The following is a 22,915-nucleotide window of genomic DNA, read 5'->3' as shown; positions in this document are numbered from 1 at the left end:
GAGCAGGAATACTTCCTGGTTGATTCATCCCTGTATTTTGCCCGCCCCGACCTCGTGCTTACCGGAAGGACGGTCTTTGGACATGCTTCGGCCAAAGATCAGCAACTCTCTGACCATTATTTCGGGAGTATCGCCGAAAGGGTGATACAGTTTATGAAAGATTTTGAGATAGAAGCTCATCGATTGGGTATTCCTTTGAAGACCAGGCATAACGAAGTGGCACCCAATCAGTTTGAATGTGCCCCGGTATACGAGGAGGTTAACCTCGCCGTCGATCATAATCAATTGCTTATGCACTTGATGCAAAAGGTAGCGCGTCACCACGACCTGACTGTGCTTTTGCATGAAAAACCTTATGCCAAGGTAAATGGTTCCGGTAAACATAATAATTGGTCACTGGCTACCAACACCGGAGAAAACCTTTTAACTCCCGGAAAGACTGCAGCAACAAATCTCAGATTTCTGACTTTCCTGGTAAATGTATTAATGGCCGTATACAAACATGCCGACCTGGTCAGAGCCAGCATTGCCTCGGCCGGGAACGATCTTCGCCTGGGTGCACATGAGGCTCCACCCGCAATTATTTCAGTTTTCATCGGATCTTACCTGTCCAGACTGCTTGACGATATCGAAAAACAACCAAATGGTGGTAAATTCAAAGCAGAGATCAGGGAAGGGTTTGATCTGAATATCCCTAAAGTCCCGGAAATACTGCTTGATAACACCGATCGTAACCGTACTTCTCCTTTTGCTTTTACGGGCAATAAGTTCGAATTCAGAGCTGTAGGGTCGTCAGACACGTGTTCCAGTGCAATGTCGACACTGAATACCATAATCGCAAACCAACTGGTGCAATTTAAAAAGGAAGTAGATGACCGGATGAATTCAGGCATGAAGAAAAATGATGCCATCATCCAGGTGATCCGTGAATATATCAAAGAGTCCAGGCCCATCCGTTTCGAAGGCAACAGCTATAGCCATGAATGGGAGGAAGAAGCTGCCCACCGGGGATTGCCAAACCTTAAAACCACACCGGAGGCCTTGGCATGTATGATCAATCCTAATAATATTGATATCTTTAAAGAACTCCGGATTTTAACCGGCAGGGAGATCGAAGCCCGTTATGAAACAAAGCTGGAAAACTATATCAAGAAGATCCAGATCGAAGCCCGCGTAATGGGCGACCTTGCCAAGAACCACATCATCCCTACTGCTATACGCTATCAGAACCTACTGGTTGAAAACACCCGGGGGCTGAAAGAGGTACTCGATAGTAAAACCTATGTCAAAGTCTCCAGAAACCAGATCCAAACGATCAAGGAAATAAGTGAACATATTTCAGAGATCAAAGATAATGTAGACAGCATGATCGAGGAGAGAAAGAAGGCAAACCTCATCGAATCTGCGGTTGATAGGGCAAATGCATATATGAGCAAGGTAGCACCGTATTTTGAGGAGATCCGTTATCATGCCGATAAGCTGGAGCTCTTGGTCGACGATGAATTCTGGCCCTTACCAAAATATCGCGAACTTCTTTTCATACGTTGAAAATCCCGCGTAACCCTGAACCGGTATTGGTAGTAAAAGCAATTGATTGGAAAACCACACCGTTATGCGTAACTTTACTGCTTCAGAAAGTAAAATTCCGAACGTGTAAATTGTAAACAACGTTACATAAGTTGAATGCTCATGCGTTTTTTATGCCTATATCTCATTGTTCTCCTTCTTCCTTCTTCACTGCTGTCGCAGATTATGGTAAGGGAAGTGGGGACTGACTTCAACCCGGTTGATAAAAGAGGAGTCTTTTATATGTTGCCTCAGACCGGCTTCCAATTTGATGTCCATGTTCTGAAAACTGTAAAGGTGCGTGGTCCATATGCTGATTATGCAAGCAAATACCTTGGTCTTGACAACGTTATCACATCCGACCAGGTGATTTATACCCTGGGTGATATCCAAATGACAACTTTCACAGTTGCAGATCCGGGGCATTTATTTTTCGTCGAATACGATGAGAAACAGGCTAAGGACAATCAGGAAGTAGAGATACTGTTTTCCCGCTATGGCTGTCTTTCAGGAATAACTTCTACGACAGAAAAGAAACCCGCTGCGGGAGTTCAAATGAATGAATATCTTCCCGACAGAGACAGCCTGGAACGACTCTTCCGTCTGAGGGCCGGGGATAATTTATATACAAAGACTGACACCATCATCCGGAAAATTACTCTTGACACGCTCACCATTGAAGACATTTCCTTCAAACATTCGGTGGCCAGCATGAGTCCGGAGCAAAAGGCAGCCGAAGCTGCTGAGTTCATAGAAACCCTCCGCACCAATCAGCATAATCTGCTTATTGGATACCAGGAAGTTCCGTACAGTGAAGGAACTCTTCGGTTCATGCTGGGGCAGCTTAGAAAGCTGGAAAACGAGTATTTAGATTTATTCAGAGGGAAATACATACGGGAAGAGCTTGTTTATCAACATTCCTATATTCCCAAACAGGAAGATGCGGATAGCTGGATCCCTTTGTTCCGCTTTTCCCCGTTATCAGGATTCCAGCTGCCTGAATCGGGCAGCGATCCTGCCGTATTTATGAAAATCACTCTTTCGGGAGATACGGACAAACTCTCTTCTGTCATGCAGGATATTGCCACCACTGATGTGAAGGAAAGCCGTGGATTCTTTACCCGTTTTCCACAAATGGCAAACATCTCCCTGAGATATGGAAACGATATTCGAAATATTACCCAATTACTCATGCCGCAATATGGCGTCATTGTTAGTATTCCGGCTTCTTTCCGCCATGTATCCCTTTTCCCGGAAACAGGCGGACTGGAAAGAGTAAGGGTGAAGTTTTAGGTGTAACCTGTAACCTGATACTTGTAACATTCTATTTTATTGCCATTCTCAACCTCACCAGTTTTTCCAACAACCCCTCCAACTTATCAAGCTTCAGCATATTTTCCCCGTCGGATAAGGCTTTGGTCGGATTGGGATGGGTTTCCAGGAAAATTCCGTCGGCGCCTGCCGCAATCCCTGCTTTGGCTATGGTTTCTATCATTTCCGGCATTCCCCCGGATACTCCTTTCGACTGGTTGGGCTTTTGAAGGGAATGAGTAACATCCAGGATTACAGGGACATGAAGTTCTTTCATGATAGGAATATTTCGAAAATCAACAACCATATCCTGATATCCAAACATGGATCCCCTTTCCGTAACCATAACAAGGTCGTTACCCGATTTTCTGACTTTATCAATAGCGAATTTCATCGATTCTCCCGATACAAATTGCCCCTTTTTAATGTTTATGTGTTTTCCTGTGTATGCAGCAGCAACCAGCAGATCTGTCTGACGGCATAAAAAGGCAGGAATCTGAAGAACATCGGCATATTCTGAAGCTACAACCGCTTCAGGCTCCGTATGAATGTCGGTAAGGGTAGGGATATTCAATATTTTCCCTATCCGTTGAATTATTTCCAATGCAAGCACATCCCCGATGCCGGTGAAGGACTCCAGGCTGGAGCGGTTTGCCTTCTTATACGATGCCTTAAAAATATATGGTATTTTGTAATCATTGCATAATCGGTTAACGGTCTCGGCTATCTCTACAGTGATCTCATCGCTTTCAACAACACAGGGACCGGCAATAAGAAAAAAATTCCCGCTGTCCGTGTGTTTTATCCCTGGAATGCTCGTGATAATTTCGTTCATATCTTTTGTTTTTCTGTCCGGTTGTTAAATGTAATTCTAAAACCCAATTTATGCATTAGTTGGGTTAAATAGACAAGTTTTGTAAAGAACTATACTATAGCTAATGTTTGATTTTAAAAATATTAGTTAATAATCATATGTCCCTCCCCACAACTTTCTTAAATATTCTCTGATATCTTCTTCCCTGTGGTTTTTTCCGGGATCATAGAATTTCATTCCTTTTAATTTTTCAGGAAGGAAATCCAAATGAGTAAAATTATTTTCATAATGATGGGCATATTTATACCCTTTTCCATAACCTATGTTTTTCATCAGCCGTGTAGGGGCATTCCGGATGGGCAGGGGGACAGGCTGATCTCCCGAACTCCGCACTTCGGCAAGTGCTTTTTCTATAGCCATATAGCTTGCGTTGCTTTTTACCGATGTAGCAAGATAGATAGCTGTTTGTGCAAGTATTATCCTGCATTCGGGGTATCCTGTCTGCATCACAGCATTGAAACAGGCTTCAGCCAGCAGGAGTGCATTGGGGTTGGCATTTCCGATGTCTTCCGATGCCAGGATAAGCATCCTGCGAGCTATGAATTTCGGGTCCTCACCGGCTTCTATCATCCGGGCAAGCCAATAAACAGTGGCATTAGGGTCACTGCCCCGCATGGATTTAATAAATGCAGAAATAATATCGTAATGCATCTCTCCACCCTTGTCGTAAAGGGCAAGATTTTGCTGTATTACTTTTAATGTCTTTTCATTCGTGATCCTGATATCATTTCCGGGTCCATCCGAATTCACAACCAGTTCCAGGGCATTTAGCAGCTTGCGTGCATCACCGCCTGAAACTCTGAAAAGAGCATCGTTTTCCAGGATTTCGATTTTCCGGCCACTGTCTTTAGAAAGGAATGCAACGGCTCGTTCCAGTAGCTTTTTCAGATCTTCCTCGCCAAACGATTTCAGGATATATACCTGGCAGCGGGATAAAAGTGGTGCGATCACTTCAAAAGAAGGGTTTTCTGTAGTTGCCCCGATAAGGGTAACCGTCCCTTTTTCAACAGCACCCAACAGGGAATCCTGCTGCGCTTTGCTGAAACGATGTATCTCATCAATGAACAAAATGGCCTGTGAAAATGAATATTTGGCCTTACCTATAACATCTCTGACATCCTTCACACCCGAGGAAATGGCGCTCAAAGTATAAAACTCTTTATTTAATTGTTTTGAGATGATGTAGGCAAGCGTAGTTTTTCCCGTTCCTGGAGGCCCCCAGAGTATCATGGATGGAATGCTTCCGGCCTCAATTGATTTCCGCAGAATAGCTCCCGGTCCTACCAGATGATCCTGCCCCAGATATTCATCCAGGGTCTCTGGCCTTAGCCTTTCTGCCAATGGAGCCATCCTGATCATGATTTTCCTGATTCTTTTTCTGCCCGATAACCAAACAATCCTCTGGATTTGATTTCCTTTTCGATATATCTCGGAACCATCTTTTCCCAACCCGGCTTCCCTTCTTTGATCAATTCCAGTACGTAGGCAGAGTTAATGAATAACCATTCTTTCTTTACTTCGGTCAGGTCAATGATCTTCCGGTTTTCAATAAGATATCGGTAAAGGTATTCTAATCCGCCTGGTAAAGGCACATTTCGTGAAGTTATCAGATCGCCGCCAATGTTGTTTTTATCTGTTGAAACCCAGGAAATAGTTGGATACACATACAATTTCATGTTCTCAGGAAACAGCTTTCCGAATGCTTCAAATATACCTCCTCTGAGCTGCATATAATATTTTTGTTCCAGAACTTTCAGAAAGGTAGGCATACCAATGACAATACGGAGGTTCCGTATCCTGAACTGGCTGAAATAGGAGACAAGCTTATAATACTCCCTGAAATCAGAGACCATAACGTTTTGCCCCATACCATTGAGCAGGTCAACACGTGCCAGAAAATCTCTTTCATCCAGTGATCCTTCTTCCAGCAGGTTGTTGAGTGTCATTTCACAAAGGGCAACAGTATTGTCACGATCGTAGTCTTCATCCCGCTTAAACATCCGGTAGCTGCTGCGAAGCATGTCGAAACCCACATAGGTGATAGGGCGGAAACTGCCACGGAAAGCCAGCACATTCTTGTGGTACAGCATGTCGGTAGGTTGCTGAACCTGTCCCTTACGGTCAAACATGATTGCTCTTGTCATACCATTCTTCACAAGCTGTACGCTGAGCAGACGGTTGTCGACATAATCCAGATCGGGACCTTTCATCCTGAGCATAGTAACCTCAATCCTGTCGGTTGATAAGTCATCGAGAAGGGATTGTATGAAATCATTAGGGCGATCGTATTTATGATAACAGGCCCAAAGCAGGTTGACACCAAGAACACCAAGGGTTTGTTGCTGTAAGAGAGTGTCCCTCTCTAAAAGATTAACGTGGAGTATGATTTCATTGGGGAGAGTTCCCGGTTTAAGCTGAAAATGTACTCCCAACCAACCATGACACTCGTTGTCTTTATGGTAATTCAGAGTTGTAACAGTATTGGCAAAAGAAAAAAAACGGGTACCCGGATCTTTTTTATCAGCCAAAAGGTTTATCAACTCCGTGTATTCCGTGTTGAGCATTTTAAGGAGCCGTCCTTCGGATACATACCTGCCAGGTTTGTTCTGGTTGTACATCCAATCGCTGAAGATCTTATCGTAAGCCGATATGGTCTTCGCTATTGTTCCTGATGCTCCTCCTGCCTGGAAAAAATTCCTGGCTACTTCCTGTCCGCCGCCAATCTCGGCAAAAGTGCCAAAAATAGTCGGATTCAGATTAATCTGCAGAGCTTTACGGTTTGTGGTTAATATGAATTGTTCGTCTGACATAGGCCGTTTTCCATGTCAAATATACAAAACTATCGTGCTCGTGGACCACGGATAAAGAAAGTAAAGGGTATGGCCAGGAAAGCCAGTAATCCAGCAAAGATAAAGGTTGTGTTCATTCCCAGGATGTCGCTCATAAAGCCAATCGTGATCACATTGAATGCGCTTATGAAGAAGCTTATGGTCATATAAACACTGTTCATAAATGCAGGCCTCTCACTGGCATGTTCCTGGATCAATGCCATCAGTATGGGGGTGGAACTGAACATGGTAAGGCCGATGCAAATCAATAACAGGAACGACCATGCTTTAGCTGCGAAAAGAAATAACAGCATAAAAAACGGGGTAGCGATGGCAATGATCATCAGGGAAATACTACGTCCAATGCGGTCGGAAAGCCTTCCTGCAAAAAGAGCTCCTGCTGCTCCGGCAATCTCCAGCACCGACAATGAAATACCGCTCATCCATAGTGATTCTCCCCTGAGATTCAGGTATGTAGGTAGGAAAGTAACCATGCTGGATTTCATGATGGACATGAAAAATGTGAAGCCAGTAATGGCAATAAATAGTTTCTTGTGATGCCTGAGAGTATTCCATATACCCCTGTGGTTTTCTCTTTTTTGCATATCTTCCCGTATGTGTATGTTCCGGAATGCAAAATAGAGGATTAGGGTGGCCCCCAGCCCGAAGGGTATTAGTTTATATGTTCCTTCCAGTCCCCAAAGGGAAACCGCTCCAAGTATAACAACCGGTCCCGCAGTTCTGGCCATCTCACCTCCGAACATAAACCAGCCCATGCCCCGCCCGATCTTATTGCCGGATACTTTTCTTATCATCACAGGTGCCGGGACGTGAAACAACGCTGAACTGATCCCCATCACAAAAAGGAGGATGGCCAGTACCGTAATGGATGGCGCTACCCCGATCAGGCTCATGGCCGTCGCAGTTACTGCCGGCGCTAAAATTACCAGATAGCGCATGGCAACCCTGTCGGCAAGTACCCCAATAAATGGGTTTAGTAAGGATGGAATACGCTGAAGCGTTGAAAGAACTCCAACCATGGAATAGGTCATTCCCAGTTTGTCAATCAGCAGAGGCAGAATAGGAGCAAGGAACGAAGAATAAACATCATGCAGAAAATGCCCGATTGAAATGGTAATAACAGGACCTATTCTGAATTTGTTTTGTTCTGGCATGATTGGGAATTACCCGGCAAAAATAAACTTTCTGATTATCTTTTTATGCCCGAGATCGATCAAAACATAATAAATGCCCTTCGATAAATCACCACATTCAATAATGATAGTAGTTTGCCTGTCATATTTTCCTACGTACTTCACCATCTTACCTCCGGCATCCGTTATATATATCATAGCTCCATCATCAACCGGCTTTCTGAAATGAATACTAAGCCTGTCATTTACCGGATTGGGAAAAAGGATAAGGTCATCTTCACTGATCTCTCCGGTACCCATGTATTCAGGTAATAAGACAACAGGTGCAGTGCAACTGACATAAAACCCCTGGTCATCAAACAGATCGGTTTTTATCTGATAAGACCCCGTTTCCATTCCGGATGTATTCCAGCTTGCTAAAATGCCATTCCTGATTTCATTGGTGTTGTAACCTGAAATAAGTTTCCAGGAAGTATCAGTGGCGGTATTGTAATACACATCATAATGGCTGAAATCCATCAACAGGGAACCAATTCCTTTATCAATCCATACAGAACCGGTAATATCAACCGTACTATTGATAATTGCTTTGCCCGGTCCGGTGATGGCCGTGTTCCAGATCACTGCGTGGTCTCTTGGTTCCGGTACCCCGGGGAATGACGATTGCACCAGAATCAGTATCGAATTATTCAGCGCGGTTATGGTTCCGTTAACAAGGCTGGAGTATGCGTAAAGCGCTACGGCATTCCCACTCGTTCTGAGAGATGAAATAAATGGTGCAAAGACTGAAATAAACAGGCTCGTGTCGCTTACAAACACATAACCACCCGTCCCATCAACGGTAAAAGTCTGGCCATTTACCGAAGAACTACCCATGGTACCGACTTCGCCAAGCATACAACCGGTGATATCCAGAACAGCCCGGTCAAAGGCATAAATACTCCATGTTTGCACATTGCAATCCTGCAGGTGCAGGTTCCTGTCTGATAATGGTGCTGTAAAATCCTGATAAAAGGAATTGTTTACAAAACCCGAAACCTCATTCTCGTCATCATCAACAAACCAAAGGCCTATTGTACGCAAGTCTGATTGGCTTATGGTCACATCCGATCCCTTAGAAGGCATCAGCCCCCACATAACATCAGCACAGTTGCTGAGCAGGACTTGATAATCCACTCCCTGAACTCCGCTCTGAAGTGTATCAAAAACATAGGCGCCTACCTGCATTCCATCCGGAAAACTAAAGTCAATTTCTGCATGATCATCAAACTGGTGCCAAACCAATACTGTTTCTGCATTACTGATGCTAAGACGGCCATTGTCCTGCATAATGAATTCCCCGGCAAGGTCAATACCATCTATTACAATTTCACCTCCCTTGTATAAGCCAACCGTGGAAAAATCAGGTTTGGTGACGTTTTCGAACAGCATCGAAGCACTCTGGGCAACGGCTATATTATGCACAAGCCCGCCAAAATCGAGGGTAGTGTTGCAAATAGTGGCAGCCGAGTTTTCCAGGAAAAACAATGAACGCTGATAAAAGAATTCCTGGGGAAAATGCAATACCGAAGAATCCGCTTCCATACGACCACTTCCAAAAGCGATGATGTTCCCCAGGATTGTGGCCTCGGCATGGCGAAACCGTAATATACCATTATTCAATAACACTATTGTTCCGGGAAAAAACCATGTTCCGGTGATTTGATATACTTCTCCTGATGTGATCCCAATGTACAAGGTATCCCCGGAACGATTTCTGCCCGGTGAAGCAACTTCCGGGATGGATAAAAGGGTTTTCTGGAGGGAAAAATAAGGGGAGAGGGAACTGGGGGGCTGGGGGCTGGGGGGCTGGGAGCTGGGAATTGGGGTGCTGGGAACTGGGGAACTGGGAATGTGCAGGTCGCTCCCTTTAACCTGCAACCTGCTCCCTTCAACCTGCAATGCTTTCCTGATTTCCATGAAGTGCTGATTATGGTCAACCGGAACTTGAGATGCGGCAAACAGGAACATCAGAATAAATGGGGTTAAAAGGATTGCTTTCTTCATGAGGTTGTTATGGATTGGTTTCGTAATATACGCAAATCCTGTTTAATTATTATGAAATACGCTTTACTTATAAACTGATTTACGATACTAAAAAAAACTTGCATTTTGAGCATATGTTCATTATTTTTGCGAAAAACTAATATATGCCCCGACCAAAAAGCGATAGAATTGTCCATGAGCCACCTGTTTTTTCGGAGTTCAAGCCAACCGGCATCAAAGGAGTTGACTTAGAAAGAATTCAACTTTCTCTTGATGAATTTGAGGCATTCCGGCTGGCAGATTTTATGGGTTTATCTCATGCCGAGGCAGCTGATGAGATGGAAATATCCCGTTCTACTTTCACCCGCTTGATTGAAGATGCCCGTAAAAAGGTAGCAGAATTCCTGATTTACGGGCGTTTACTGAGCATCGACGGTGGTAACGTGCATTTCAGGAACAACATCATTCGTTGCCAGAATTGTGGTTATATGTTCAAAACAAATATGGAAAAGCAATTGACGGAGTGTCCGCAATGCCACTCCAGCAACCTGGTGAGTTTTGCCGGGGGATTTGGTCACGGGGCTTGCTGCAATTTCAGAAACCGTAAAAAAGGAGGTAATTATGCCGGGATTTGACCGTACAGGACCATCGGGGAATGGCCCAATGACCGGAAGACGCAGGGGATACTGCGCCGGTAACAATGAAAACAAGGGCTTTGCCGCCCCGCCTTTTGCATGGGGACGAGGAAGAGGCTTTCAGGGGTATGGATTTGGAAGGGGCCGCGGCTTTGGACGCTATACCAATTGGTATGGTGATGAAAAATCTTTCCTGGAAAATGAAATCAGGATGCTGAAAGATTACCTTGCGGAACTTGAGAAACAGCTGAAGGATAAAGATAAAGGTATTTAACTCTATTGTGCCCTATTGTGACTATTGTGGTAACAATTTTGAATTAAAAATTAAAAATTACGACATGTATCCAGGAAAAGGTTTAGGACAAGGAGGGGGAAAAGGCAGGAATAAAGGCGGGAGCTTTGGCCCCGGTGGTTTCTGTGTTTGCGCAAAATGCGGAGAAAAAGTACCCCACACACAGGGAGTGAAATGTACAACCCTGAAGTGCCCCAAATGCGGACATACCATGATCAGAGAGGAATTGCTGGCTAAAAAGTCAGGAAAAACAAATCAATAAAATTCAATTTTATGATGAAAACAGACGTTTTGGTTATAGGCAGCAGCGCCGCGGGGCTTGTGGCGGCTACTACCGGTAAACGGGTTTATCCCGACAAGGAATTTGTAGTGGTGACTCTTATGCCCACTACCCTGGTGCCCTGTGGTATTCCTTATATCTTTGGGACCGTCGGTTCTTCTGAAAAGGATATAATGCCTGCAGAAAAATCATTTGAGGCAATGGGTATCAAAACTATTTTCGATGAAGTCACAGAGATCAACCGGGAAAAGAAAACTGCCAGCCTCAGGAAAGGGGAGACGATACGTTTTGAGAAACTGGTGATCGGTACCGGCTCATTGCCTTGCCAACCGGCATGGCTTAAGGGTGCCGACCTGGATTATGTCTTTACCGTTCCTAAAAACAAGGTGTATCTCGATGAAATGCAAAATAAATTAAAAGATTGCAAAAAAATCATCACCATCGGGGCAGGCTTTATCGGGGTGGAAATATCCGATGAACTGAATAAAGTTGGTAAAGATGTTACTCTTGTGGAAAAGCTGCCAAATGTCCTTGGACTAGCCTTCGACGAAGATATATCCATTAAAGCAGAAGCCATCCTGAAGGATAGAGGCGTTAAGGTGCTTACCGGACTAACTGTAAAGGAGATTTACGGAAATACGAAGGCGGAGGGAATCGTCCTTGAAAATGGCGATAAAATGGAAGCAGATGCAATAATCCTTTCACTTGGCTATAAGCCAAACTCCACACTGGCTAAACAAGCAGGTCTCCCTATTAGCGACATGGGCTTCATTAAAGTGGATGAATACATGCGTACCTCAGATCCGGATATCTTTGCGGTAGGAGATTGTGCCGAAAAGCGTGATTTTGTTACCCGCAAACCCTGTCCGATCATGCTGGCCTCCACTGCCTGTGCCGAAGCCAGGATCGCCGGTATGAACCTCTTTAAACTTTCTGCAATAAAAACCTTTAGCGGTACCATATCTATCTTCTCTACTGCTTTGGGCAATACAGGATTCGGTGTAGCCGGCCTCACCGAAACCATTGCACGAAAAGAAGGATTTGACATTGTTACCGGTGTTTTCGAAGGTATTGACCGGCATCCCGGTGCATTTGCAGATACCCATAAGCAATTTGTTAAGCTGGTAGTTGCGAGGGAATCCGGTGTTATTCTCGGTGGGGAAGTGTCGGGTGGACTTTCCGTTGGAGAACTTATCAATACCCTGGGGATCATAATTGAGAACCGTATGACCATCAATTCACTGCTAACGGCACAGATCGGCACACACCCGCTTCTGACGGCATCCCCTGCAGGATACCCGTTGATAAAAGCAGCAGAAAACGCATGCTCGAAAATCGTGTTCGCTGTCCCGGTGTGATAACCGGGAAGAAATGTTACGCGTGAAAATAAACGATTGGATTATTGCGAACGAACAATAAATAGCCGCAGGTTGCAAGTTACAGGTTACAGGCTGCAACCTGCAACTTGAAACTTGTAACTTGCAGCTTGCAGCTTGCAGCTTACAGCATTATATTCACCATCTCATATGTTATTATCAACCATTGTTATTTGTTATCAAAATGTCAAAAAACATCAAAATCGGAATTATTATCTGTGACCGTTACCGGGATTGTGCCGGTGGCAAATGCTTCCGTTCCATGAAAAACCGGGAAGGTGCCTTCAGCATTTACAGCAAGGACGACGAACTTGAACTGGTAGGTTACACGACCTGCAGGGGGTGTCCGGGTGGAAATATTGAATACACTCCACAGGAGATGATCAAAAACGGTGCAGAATACATACATTTGGCCACAGGGTTCCTGGTCGGTTATCCTCCTTGCCCGTATATTCAGCATTTCCGGGATTTTATCCAGGAAAAGTATGAGGTTCGCGTCATCCTGGGTACACATCCTATTCCTGAAAAATACAGGATCACTCACGAAAACATGGGTACCTGGAATTCAGAAGAATGGAAAAAAATGACCGCTCTGACGATGACTGACGAGGAAACCCGTCTGGCTTACAATTAGGACAACGATGTATAAATATTTGTTTGGACCTGTTCCATCCCGGCGCCTCGGTATGTCGCTGGGTGTTGATCTTATCCCGCATAAGGTCTGTACATACAATTGCGTTTATTGCGAATGCGGGGCAACCACCGATCACACGGCAACGCGCCGCGAGTATGTCCCGGTAGATGAAGTAATGCGCGAACTGCGCGATTTCATGGAAAAGAACCCCCGGCCGGATTACATAACGTTTTCCGGGGCAGGTGAACCTACCCTCAATATTCGTTTCGGGGAAGTATTGGAATTTATTAAAACCCATTGGCCGGAGGTACCCGTTGCGGTGCTGACCAATGGCAGCCTTTTTTTCAACGAGCAGGTCCGACGGGAACTGCTGCATGCCGATATCATACTTCCCTCTCTCGACAGCGCACTGGAGCGTTCTTTCAGGAAGATTGACCGTCCGGTAAATGAGATCATCCTGAAGGAAATTATCTCGGGGCTTGAACAATTCAGACAGGAATATCACGGGCAGATCTGGCTGGAAGTATTTATCCTGCCCGGCTACAACGACGATGAAGAAAACCTTTACGCCCTTAAACTTGCTTTTGAAAGGATCCGTCCCGACCGCATCCAGTTGAACACCCTCGACCGCCCGGGAACGAAAAAAGGCCTCAGTCCGGCAAAGATGGTTGAACTACAGGCTATTGCCGATTACTGGGGGCTCGACAATGTGGAGATCATCGCTTCCCCTCCCAAACGCAAAGAGCTCCTGTCATACCGCAGCGACATGGAAAGCGCCATCCTGGAAACCATCGCCCGCCGGCCCTGCACCGCAGATGATATTGCCCAGATCCTGGGTACCCATGTCAATGAAGTGAATAAATATCTGGGAGTGCTGGAAGAGGAAGGGAAGATACGGCGTGAAACAGGGGAGAGAGGAGTGTTTTATAAGAAAAGATGAATGATCGAAGATGTCAGATCGCAGATGTCAGATCTTAGATATACTCTTCGATCTGCGATCTGCGATCTCACACTATTCCCATTCCCAGCGCCAGGGAAAGAGCGATCAGCATCAGTGCCACTATTAGTTGTATAGATTGTATAGTCACTTTTTTCAGTAGTTTGTTCCCGAGATATGCTCCTGAAATAGCAGAGATAACAGCAGGTATGACAATGTAAAGGTTATCAGTAAGTCCTGATGCCAGAAAACGAGAGGCATAAACGCTGAGGCGGGTGAGGTCGACAAAAGTGGAGACTACCACAGCAGTGCCGATAAAAGCTTCTTTAGAAAGGTCTGCCTTGATCAGGAAGGCGCTTCGCAATGCACCCTGATTTCCTGAAAGTCCTCCGAAAAAACCGCTCAAGGCTCCGCCAAGTGGTAATTTCTCCCTCCCAAAGCTGAGTTTTTTCAGGAAAGGGAGAAGATCCATAAGGGCAAAAATGAGCAGTAACACGGAAATGATGAATTTCACCGGGTAGACTTCAAAATGCCTTCCTGCAAAATCATAATCGAATAGCGGCCTGGCATCCGGAATATGCAATAAAACCCAGGCTCCTAGAAAGGATGCCGCTACGGCTGGAATACCAAAACGCAACAGTACCTGTTTGTTTGCGTTCCTTCCTACCAGGATGACCTTGAAAATATTGTTCAGGAAATGTACAACCCCTGTCAGCGCAATAGCCAGATCTACCGGAAAAAATAGCATGAATATCGGAGTGAGAATGGTTCCCAGCCCGAATCCTGAAAAGAAAGTCATAATGGCTGTGAGAAAAGCTGCAATGCAAATGATAAGGATTTCCATAATACCCCCTTAATTTATCTATACCAAACAACCACCTCTTTCCCGCAATATCCCTCACCTTCCGGGAACAAGACAGAAACAGTGTGAATGCCATCTTTGATGTTCTCAAGGGTTCCTCCCGTGATTGTCTCTACTTTATAATCAAGCAGAATCAGCCTTATTTTTCCTTGTTTTCCTGCAGGGCCTTCCAATTGGATACGATACTTCCCGTCAACAACAGCGGAATTCAGGACTCGCACACCGGATGAGCTGTCTCCCGGCATCGGATCATATTCCTGCGGCAAAACTGAGATACCTCCATAGCCGGCAATGGATACGGTATCTGTATCACTTAAGAAAAAAGGTATTTTCAGGGCCATCCCCTGATCGCTGTCTTCATATGTCCAGGGCACGGTAACTCCGTTGATTTTCACGTCTCCCACAAAAGTGCCCGGTAAAAGAAAAGGAGAAAAATCCATTCGTACGGGTTTGTCGGATGTGTTGGTCAGGATATACCGGTATTCATCATCGGTCCGTTCAAACTCCATATGTATCCGGCGAGATCCCATACGCAGGTTTCTGACTTTTAAATGATTCCAGCCGGGAGGCAGCTTGGGTTGCAACGAACATTTGTTTTTCATCACATCACAACGGAATCCCAGCATTCCTTCCACCACGGGCTGTATCACCATGGTTTCCGACCAGGCCTGGTGGGGACAAACCCCGAAGGGCTTATATTGGCTTCCATGCAAAACTTCCTCGATATAACCCAGCGACCAGTCGCGATAAACTTTCAGGTTGTTCATTACATGTGTGAAAGCTTGCAGGGGCCTTGCATAGCGATATTCAGCCAGGGCAACCCAACCCGTGTATAAAGGCCAGACGCTACCGCTGTGATAGCCGCCGGGATTGAAATGCGGGCTACTTTTCCCGGTTATCCGAACACCCCAGTCGCTGCTGTAATCGTCGGCAGCAAATTTTTCCAGGATGGGCAGGGCCCTGCCTGTGTCAGCTTGTCCAAAAAGCAAAGGAATACCCGGCATTATGGAAAGGGCTGTATGGAAACTGCCGTCCTGCATGATCCCCTGGTAGTAAAAGTTTTCGTTTTCGTTCCACAGAAGGGTATTCAGTTTATCCTTTACAATTCGTGCATCATCACGGTATTTACGGGCAAGGTCTTTCTTTCCGGTAAAGGCAGCCATACCGGCGGCGTTATCCAGAGCTTCCGCCCAGCAGGCTGTGAGGTACAAGGAAGAGTGGGAGCCAAACAGATGCCCTCCTTCCACCCAACCATGTCCTACATTGGTGTTTTCAATAAGCAGGTCACCATCGGTATCGGTTGAATAACAGTAGTCTATGGCTTTTTGTATATTTTCCCAGGAATCGCGAATGAACTTATAATCACCTGTATGCCGGAAATATTTACCTGCCAGGATAACATAGAGAGGTGTGGCATCTGCAGCATCGTAATGCACGAATCCCGAGGTACTCAGTTCATGGAATATCTTCCCGTTCAGATCCTGGAAATCCTGGAAAAGTATCAGAATATTTCTTACGCCTTCAAAATCGCCATAGTCCAGAGCAGCAAATGCGCTCCAGGCTCCGTCGCGGCCAAAATACCAGGCGTAACCCGGACGACCATTGACTTTATGGCCACCGTCCCAGCCTCTTGCCGTTGTTGAATACCCGGCAACCAGCGATAAGCCGAGCCCTGGCGTTTCCACAAACAGCTTGTCGGTCGCCGATACTGCCCAGGCAAACCCCTGATTGAAAACAGTATCGGGAGATACAAGGGTAAGGAAGTTATTGGCAATGACATCGCTGCGTATCCTGGCCATATTTATAATACGTTGCGGATAGATCACAGCTTCGCTGTATGCTAAGCGGGCAGCGTCAGGACTGAGTTTCCCTGCTACCAGGATAAGGTCAAGAGCCTGATGGCCATCTAAGGGCACTACTGCCTCGGCTGAAAAGAGGAAAGTGTCGGCAGGAGAGGAGTTTAGAGGGGTGTAAGGACCGGCTTCCCGGTGAGATGAAGGCAGGTTACTGCCAAGCATAACGGAATACTCCCGATATGGATCGGTAAGCAGGAATGCATTCAGCAAAGTATCGTAGGCATATTGTATTGCAGGTATCACCTTTTCAGAGTATGGCCACATAAGCCGGAAATTTGAATGGAAACGGTAAACAAGTTGAACAGGCTGGTCTCCGCTGAACTCATAGTGTATTAATGCTTCCGGTTTGTCAGGAGTCACTGCGACGAATTCCTTAATTATGATGCCATCAGTCTCATATATTCTTGTGAAGCATTCCGGCCTTACCTGAACCGCTGGGATCAAGCTCCCCAGCCATGTAATTTCGGTTTCTCCCTTCCGGACTATCCCTGCTTCATAGTCTCGCAGTGCCATCATTGGGTGGGCCCAGACTTCCTCGATTCCTGACTTTTCCCTGCCCATTAAAAACATGCGCCGGCCGGCCACATCCCAGAAATGATCTCCACCTGCCGGGTTTTTCATTACCAGTTTCTCCCGGAATGGAGGCCAGACTGCCGGTGGGTTCATATTTACCGGACGGGCAAAGGGAGTTAATTCCATTTTCTCTATCCTCTGTTTTTCATAACTCCAGTAAGCATTGCCTTCAGGATTATCATTGCCGGCAAGGTATTCCAGGATATTCTTCAGGAAAAGACCGAGGTGAAGTTGATTAACATTATCCTGGGAAAATATCATGTAAGCCCCGCAGGCTATTACTTTTCCCTGTCCTGAATCGTATTCCAGCAGAATCTTTTTATCCTCTCTTACAAAAATGTAATCCCAGTCTACCCCGATCACCTTACCACCGGCAGGTAGCACATCACCTCTGAAACCATTCACCCTTACACGGATGTTTTCTTTTGGTTTATTTATATAGGAACCCCCGTTCAGGCCAAGAAACACCGGATGTTCTCCATAACCGTGGATTCCCAGCATACGCCCGTAACCGTTGTCGGATGCTTCTTTGCTCCAGGATTCAAGAGGCATGGATTCAAAATTCAGGATATTCAGGTATTTGACCGCATCCAGGGTCAGGAGGCATCTACCTCCGGAGTTGATGTAATTCGTGAGTATATCCAGGAAGTCCTTTGCTTTTTCCTTAGCTGTGAAGGGCATGGAATCGGGCCGGTGTACCCATAATACCTTAATATTGTTAAGAATAGATGGATCCTTGCTTATCGTAGCCAGGCTAAGTGTATTGTAAGAAATCTCACCACGCGATAATGCGGCCATAGCAGCCATTTCTTCCATTTTTTGAGTTCCTGAAGGGTTCAGGAAGAGAAAACCAACAAGGGTTTTTTCATCCTGCCCTTGCATCCTGAAAAGGATTAAAACCAGCCATAATGCTGCAATAACTTTTTTTATAACCATTATCCCAAATATTTCAGACAAATCTAAGGATTTAACCCAAGACAGGGAAAGGTCTGATCTGGGATATTCCTGATTTCACCGTCTGAAAGCAAAGAAAAAGGGCCCCACCAAAACGCTAAAAGGCGGGGCCCGGCAATTATTGGAACGCAGAAATACTTTACATGTCGGTAATGGTAAAAATAACTGTGGTTTCGTATTGATCAGCCGGAAGCAGAACGGAAACCCCATTCAACCTGTAGGCAACCGGGATATCGTACCACCTTCCCGTTCCCCAGAAAAAATCGGCAGGTAAATTGGTTATAGTCTGATAATTGGTGCCGCCCGTAATGCTGTTAAAAAAGATGGATCCTCTGGTACCGGTACCCGTACGGATGGTTTCCAGTCCCAGGGAGGAATCCCAATTGTTATCGGATTTATGTACGGTAACTTTCCACATAAAATTACCTATCAGATTATGCATAAAGGAATGGGTTGCCACAGTGATCTGGTTGCCGCTCACACTGTTATAGGTTCCGTTAAAATCTTCCCCTGCCTCGGTAATGGTTATAGGAGGAAACGCTGGAATCCCGTTTACGCTGATTACCAAACCTTGCCCTTGAACGGATAAGGTAACGATGGTCAGTGCCCATAAAAGAGTGACTTTTATTTTTTTTGAACTAATCATCGGTAATGGTATAGGTGATTTGTATTGCAGTAGAAGACTCCAGATCAAGTTTACTGAAATCAATAACTGACAGTGAATACGTTAGATTATGGCCGTTGTTTTGTCCGTTGCCTGTGAAACATCTACCTATTCCTGAAATAATGCGCTGCGGTGAATAGTTGACGGCTATTTCCCCGGAGGTTGAACCGAAGGTACCGGATCCACTGCCTGCAAAAGGAGCGGTATTAAGGTTGAGTTCAAGACCTTGCGGAAGTGTTCCTGCCGTAATCTGTACCATGATTGACCTGGAAAGCCCTCCTGTAGGCAACGAAGAGCTGTAGTTCAACCAGAGCTGACTATTTGAAGCCGATTGCGTGGACACGGGCAAGCCGGCTTCCGTTGGTGCCATTACTACAAGAACAATATTCGATAAAGCTGTTGGTTCAAGATCCAGCATGGCAATTGAAGGTATCCCAAACGAAATATCCCCATAACCCTGTTGCTGTGCCATAATGGATGCAGGAAAGCATAATGCCAGGGTAAACAGGGTCATCATCAAACCAGGAATGAATAGTATTGTAGCTCTGAATTTAATCATGTCAGTTCTTCTTTTTTGTAGAGATCTGTATGTTATTGTTTTTCATTATCAGTTTTCTCTCTTTCTTCCTGATATTGATTTCAATCTGCCGGTTATCGCCCGGTTGCAGATCAAGGCTGAACTCCGTTTTTTCAATGATGTACTCAGGTCCCAGTCCATTACGGTAAATCTTTAACGTCCAATCACCGGGGCGCAGAAATGGAAATGTAAAAGATCCGTCTGTTTCATTGAGTATCTTTATACTTTCTTCACCATTACGGATTTCCAGAATCAACTGTACAGGCTTGGTTTCTTTTTCTTCCAGAAGTTTAACCTTGCTTTCCTGGATTTCAAGATTAAGCCTTCCTTTTACTACAACAGCGCGGGTAATACCAAAAGCAAGCACTGTCTCCTGGTCCGCAAGAATCTCAACCGGTAAAGGAAAATTCACATTGGGTATATCCCTCATTTCAATGGAAGACTTGTCCAGCAATAAAAAATACTCTCCTTTGGGAACATTGTTAAAGGTGAAGTTACCATATTCATCGGTGGAAGTTGCCTGACCATTCAGATAGAGGATAATACCCTCTGTGGTCTTTACTCCCAGATTTGCAATATTTCCGCGTAAAGATCCTATGTCACCGGTTTTCCTGATGGGTACGTTAATATTACAGGAATAGGACAGAGAGAAGGAATAATCCGGGTTGCTCAGTTTCTTTTCCTGCAATGTATAGGAGCAGATCGCGGTAATATTGTGATCTCTGAAAAAACGATAATTAACGTTTACTTCAAACAGATTACGATTCCTGTAATATTCTTCCTGTGAAAAGTTATTTTGGTATTGTATACTGGTAGTCAGGTTTTTTGTAAACTGTTTCCTGGCGGAAAGACCGAATGTCCAATCCTGACGCTGTCCGAACAAAAACGATTCCATGTTCGACCAGGAAGCAAAGACATCGAAGCTTTGCATAGGGGAGGGCTGGTAACTGAATTTCCCGGAGCCCTTCATGGTGTTTTTTTCGGTTATTCCCGACTTTTCCAAAAGATTGTCGACCTTACCGTACTCCCATGACAGTGTATATCCCAGTTTTTCCAGGTTATGCGAATAATTGATTTTCAGGAAATCGTGGGTATAATGGAATTTATGAAGCGGCATTCTGTCTTCCTTGGTTGTTCTACCTGCTGCCAGACGCAAAAACATCTTTTTTGCGAGCATTATGCTTGTCCTGGCCTGATAACTCTGTGTAAACGGCGCTGTACCAAAGAGTGTATCCAATTGAGCATTTTTGAAATCCTGGCGGAAACTCACGCCGGCCGACAACCTCCTTGAAAAATTGTAATTTATGGTACCATTATAAAAACGTGCATTTTGGTAAAATCCTGGGAAATTTTTGTTACTGTACAGAAAAAATGCTGAGATATTCAGCCGGTTTATGGATGATTGCATAAAGACCCTGTATCCCATTCCTTTTTTGTTTCCATGATTTCCTGTGGCAATTTCTGCTTCTAAGAGGGTATTTTTTACTATTTGAAGATTGGTGGTGATACTGGCAAGGTGAACTTTTTCCTTGCTTTCGGGAACAGTTTTCATGACATAATGTATGCCCGTTTCGTTTTTCTCAAGAAATCGATATTTCCCATAAGCTGCCATCTCATGTTTAATCTCTCCGAAATAGCGTGGTTTCATCTGGTAGGTGCCTATTTTAAAGTTGCCGTAGGTAGCACTTGCTTCTACACCACGGCCATAACGGGCAAATTCGGTGAGTTGTGTAAGTCCGAAACCTTTATCGCCCACGAAAACGTAGGCATGAGGATTGCTGTATGCGATAAAATATTCATCATACATTCCCATGGCTGTTGCCCCGTATTGATTAGGACCCCTGGCCAGAAACTCCAGCTGGTGCTTGTCGTTATGGTCAATAAAGCCCTTGCCAAAAACCTCAGCCTGGTAACCATAGGTATATTCACCATTTTGTCCACGCCCCATGTACCGGCTGGCAAACTTAACAGGAAAGCGTTCGTAGATATCCGTTTTTGCCTGGCGGGAGGGAATAAGTTTTACATAATGAAACAAATGTTTTTCAAATGATCCCGGGATAAAAGCTCTGACACTGAAACTAACCCTGGATTCAAAAGCCTGATCGGCATTGGTTGGGGTTTCTACCCTGACTATGGATGATTCTCCCGGTGCAAGGGTGATGTTGTTACTGCCTTTAACAAAACAGTTGGAGGGAGACAAGGAGATGGTTTGGATTTTATTACCCGTATTTCTTAGCATCATGGAGGTATGAATATCTTCTCCCGCAATTATATATGCCGGGGATTCGGCGAGTTGAAATTCAAATTGTATGGATTCCATGATTTCGAAATTGCAGGTGAAAGAGGCAATATCATTACCGGAGAAGATATCGGAAAGGATAAAGGAAAAAGGATAGATTTCGGCAGGTGCCTGCACCGGCACCTGGAAATTTATCAGATGCACCCTGATCCCTTTTCCTGCGATTGTCAGCGGTTGATTACCGAGCACCATTCTCCATCCATCCGGTAATAAAACCCGGGGCCTGGCTTCAATGGTATCGTTGGTATTGTTAAATACCTTGAATACCAGTGTTTGAATGGCCCCGGGTTTCAAAGAATGATTTACTGTGGTCAGCTCAATTCTGACCGGTTCGTTTTGCGCAAACAATGCATTTGAAAAAATTATCAGGAAAATAACCGTATGCCATTTACTGATCATTAAGGTTTAATTCCAGATTGGTTCCAAAAGCATAGTCGCCTCCGCAGTCAGCTATCAAAATTCCCGAATAGCTTTCTTTTTCAAGCTCGGGCAAAGGTAGCATGACACGTACAGAGGTTCCCGGATAAATTTTGCGCTTTTCCGATTTGAGGATTCCTTTAATCTCTCCCGTCGCATCGTATAACTCAATACCGATTTCAGGTCTGAGCAATCTTTCTCCGGTGTTAATAATATCTACCGAGAGGTAGTTGTTTACACTGTCTACTTTGGTTTCAAAACCGATGAATTGCAGATCGCGGATACCGGTTTCCCCGATATTTGTCACAACCTGCACAGCATACCGTATCAGGGTTTGAATGTTCACACCCCTGGAGTAATTTGATGTATCAATAGGTTTGATGCCTTCTACCATTACCACGCTCCAGTATGAACCGTCAAGGGTATCAACTTCCGGAATGGTGACTTCATATTCTATCATGGCCACCTCACCTCCCGGAACGGTCAAATAAACCGGATTGCATACTATCCAGGATGCATTAGAACGGTCTTGCTGGCCGGGTTCATTATAACTGGTGATGCCATCAAAAGAATAGAAATAATCTTTCTGGTAGATTCTAACAGCGTGCTCGCTCTCCGATAAGTTTTTCACTTCGATTATCCCTTTGTAGGTTTCGCCGGGTAAACCGTTGAATTCCTGAGTTAATCCGTTTAAAACAATAATATTGGCGAACGAGTTTCCTGAAAAAACCATGATCAGTGAAAGAATAACGATAATTCTTTGACCGATACTACTCATTGTATTATTATTCATGGTGATCG

Annotated in this window: 19 protein-coding genes; 8 read left to right on the top strand and 11 right to left on the bottom strand. The window is 44.9% G+C overall.

Annotated elements, in window-relative coordinates:
* Positions 1–1,548, top strand: a 1,548-nt coding sequence (locus KKA81_13505; protein MBU2651940.1) for a glutamine synthetase type III, incomplete at its 5' end; no start/stop codon positions are given.
* Between the two features lie 141 nt (positions 1,549–1,689).
* A complete protein-coding gene (locus KKA81_13500) occupies positions 1,690–2,859 on the top strand; it encodes a DUF4831 family protein (protein MBU2651939.1) in 1,170 nt (389 codons plus the stop codon).
* Between the two features lie 31 nt (positions 2,860–2,890).
* Here KKA81_13500 and kdsA read toward each other — a convergent pair whose 3' ends face one another.
* The 5 genes from kdsA to KKA81_13475 all read right to left on the bottom strand — a co-directional run bounded on the left by kdsA (position 2,891) and on the right by KKA81_13475 (position 9,779).
* The gene (kdsA, locus tag KKA81_13495; protein MBU2651938.1) at positions 2,891–3,691 is read right to left on the bottom strand and encodes a 3-deoxy-8-phosphooctulonate synthase; all 801 of its coding nucleotides are present in this window, start codon (positions 3,689–3,691) and stop codon (positions 2,891–2,893) included.
* Between the two features lie 147 nt (positions 3,692–3,838).
* On the bottom strand, positions 3,839–5,110 hold the full coding sequence (locus KKA81_13490) for a replication-associated recombination protein A (protein MBU2651937.1): 1,272 nt from the start codon (positions 5,108–5,110) through the stop codon (positions 3,839–3,841).
* A complete protein-coding gene (locus KKA81_13485) occupies positions 5,107–6,561 on the bottom strand; it encodes a TonB-dependent receptor (protein MBU2651936.1) in 1,455 nt (484 codons plus the stop codon). Before KKA81_13485 ends, KKA81_13490 begins: the two co-directional genes overlap by 4 nt.
* A 29-nt stretch (positions 6,562–6,590) precedes the next feature.
* Complete coding sequence (locus tag KKA81_13480) at positions 6,591–7,754, bottom strand: MFS transporter (GenBank protein MBU2651935.1); 1,164 nt, start codon at positions 7,752–7,754, stop codon at positions 6,591–6,593.
* Positions 7,755–7,763: 9 nt separating this feature from the next.
* Positions 7,764–9,779, bottom strand: coding sequence for a T9SS type A sorting domain-containing protein (locus KKA81_13475; protein MBU2651934.1), 2,016 nt, complete (start codon positions 9,777–9,779; stop codon positions 7,764–7,766).
* Between the two features lie 143 nt (positions 9,780–9,922).
* Here KKA81_13475 and KKA81_13470 point away from each other — a divergent pair, with 143 nt between their 5' ends.
* From KKA81_13470 to KKA81_13445, 6 genes are all read left to right on the top strand, one after another.
* Complete coding sequence (locus KKA81_13470) at positions 9,923–10,393, top strand: DUF134 domain-containing protein (GenBank protein MBU2651933.1); 471 nt, start codon at positions 9,923–9,925, stop codon at positions 10,391–10,393.
* A complete protein-coding gene (locus KKA81_13465; GenBank protein MBU2651932.1) occupies positions 10,380–10,667 on the top strand; it encodes a DUF5320 domain-containing protein in 288 nt (95 codons plus the stop codon). The genes KKA81_13470 and KKA81_13465 overlap by 14 nt, the downstream gene beginning before the upstream one ends.
* A gap of 64 nt (positions 10,668–10,731) precedes the next feature.
* Complete coding sequence (locus KKA81_13460) at positions 10,732–10,947, top strand: zinc ribbon-containing protein (protein ID MBU2651931.1); 216 nt, start codon at positions 10,732–10,734, stop codon at positions 10,945–10,947.
* An 11-nt stretch (positions 10,948–10,958) separates the two neighbouring features.
* Positions 10,959–12,323, top strand: a complete 1,365-nt coding sequence (locus tag KKA81_13455) for an FAD-dependent oxidoreductase (GenBank protein MBU2651930.1) — start codon at positions 10,959–10,961, stop codon at positions 12,321–12,323.
* A gap of 202 nt (positions 12,324–12,525) precedes the next feature.
* Positions 12,526–12,975 carry a CGGC domain-containing protein gene (locus tag KKA81_13450; GenBank protein MBU2651929.1) on the top strand — a complete coding sequence of 150 codons (450 nt, stop codon included), beginning with the start codon at positions 12,526–12,528 and terminating at the stop codon, positions 12,973–12,975.
* A gap of 7 nt (positions 12,976–12,982) precedes the next feature.
* The gene (locus KKA81_13445) at positions 12,983–13,915 is read left to right on the top strand and encodes a radical SAM protein (GenBank protein ID MBU2651928.1); all 933 of its coding nucleotides are present in this window, start codon (positions 12,983–12,985) and stop codon (positions 13,913–13,915) included.
* Between the two features lie 67 nt (positions 13,916–13,982).
* On the opposite strand, the gene KKA81_13440 is transcribed toward KKA81_13445, so the two are convergent.
* The 6 genes from KKA81_13440 to KKA81_13415 form a co-directional block, all read right to left on the bottom strand.
* Positions 13,983–14,756, bottom strand: coding sequence for a sulfite exporter TauE/SafE family protein (locus tag KKA81_13440; GenBank protein ID MBU2651927.1), 774 nt, complete (start codon positions 14,754–14,756; stop codon positions 13,983–13,985).
* Between the two features lie 14 nt (positions 14,757–14,770).
* Entirely contained in the window at positions 14,771–18,139 is a 3,369-nt protein-coding gene (locus KKA81_13435; protein ID MBU2651926.1) for a hypothetical protein, read from the bottom strand.
* Positions 18,140–18,296: 157 nt separating this feature from the next.
* A complete protein-coding gene (locus KKA81_13430; protein MBU2651925.1) occupies positions 18,297–18,803 on the bottom strand; it encodes a hypothetical protein in 507 nt (168 codons plus the stop codon).
* A complete protein-coding gene (locus KKA81_13425; GenBank protein ID MBU2651924.1) occupies positions 18,796–19,380 on the bottom strand; it encodes a hypothetical protein in 585 nt (194 codons plus the stop codon). Before KKA81_13425 ends, KKA81_13430 begins: the two co-directional genes overlap by 8 nt.
* Before the next feature lies 1 nt (position 19,381).
* A complete protein-coding gene (locus tag KKA81_13420; protein MBU2651923.1) occupies positions 19,382–22,096 on the bottom strand; it encodes a hypothetical protein in 2,715 nt (904 codons plus the stop codon).
* On the bottom strand, positions 22,086–22,907 hold the full coding sequence (locus tag KKA81_13415; GenBank protein ID MBU2651922.1) for a hypothetical protein: 822 nt from the start codon (positions 22,905–22,907) through the stop codon (positions 22,086–22,088). The genes KKA81_13420 and KKA81_13415 overlap by 11 nt, the downstream gene beginning before the upstream one ends.
* Positions 22,908–22,915: the final 8 nt, after the last annotated feature.

Source organism: Bacteroidota bacterium, from assembly GCA_018831055.1.
Taxonomy (GTDB): domain Bacteria; phylum Bacteroidota; class Bacteroidia; order Bacteroidales; family B18-G4; genus M55B132.
Note: the sequence above shows the minus strand (reverse complement) of the source record. Positions and strands in the feature narration are given on the sequence as shown.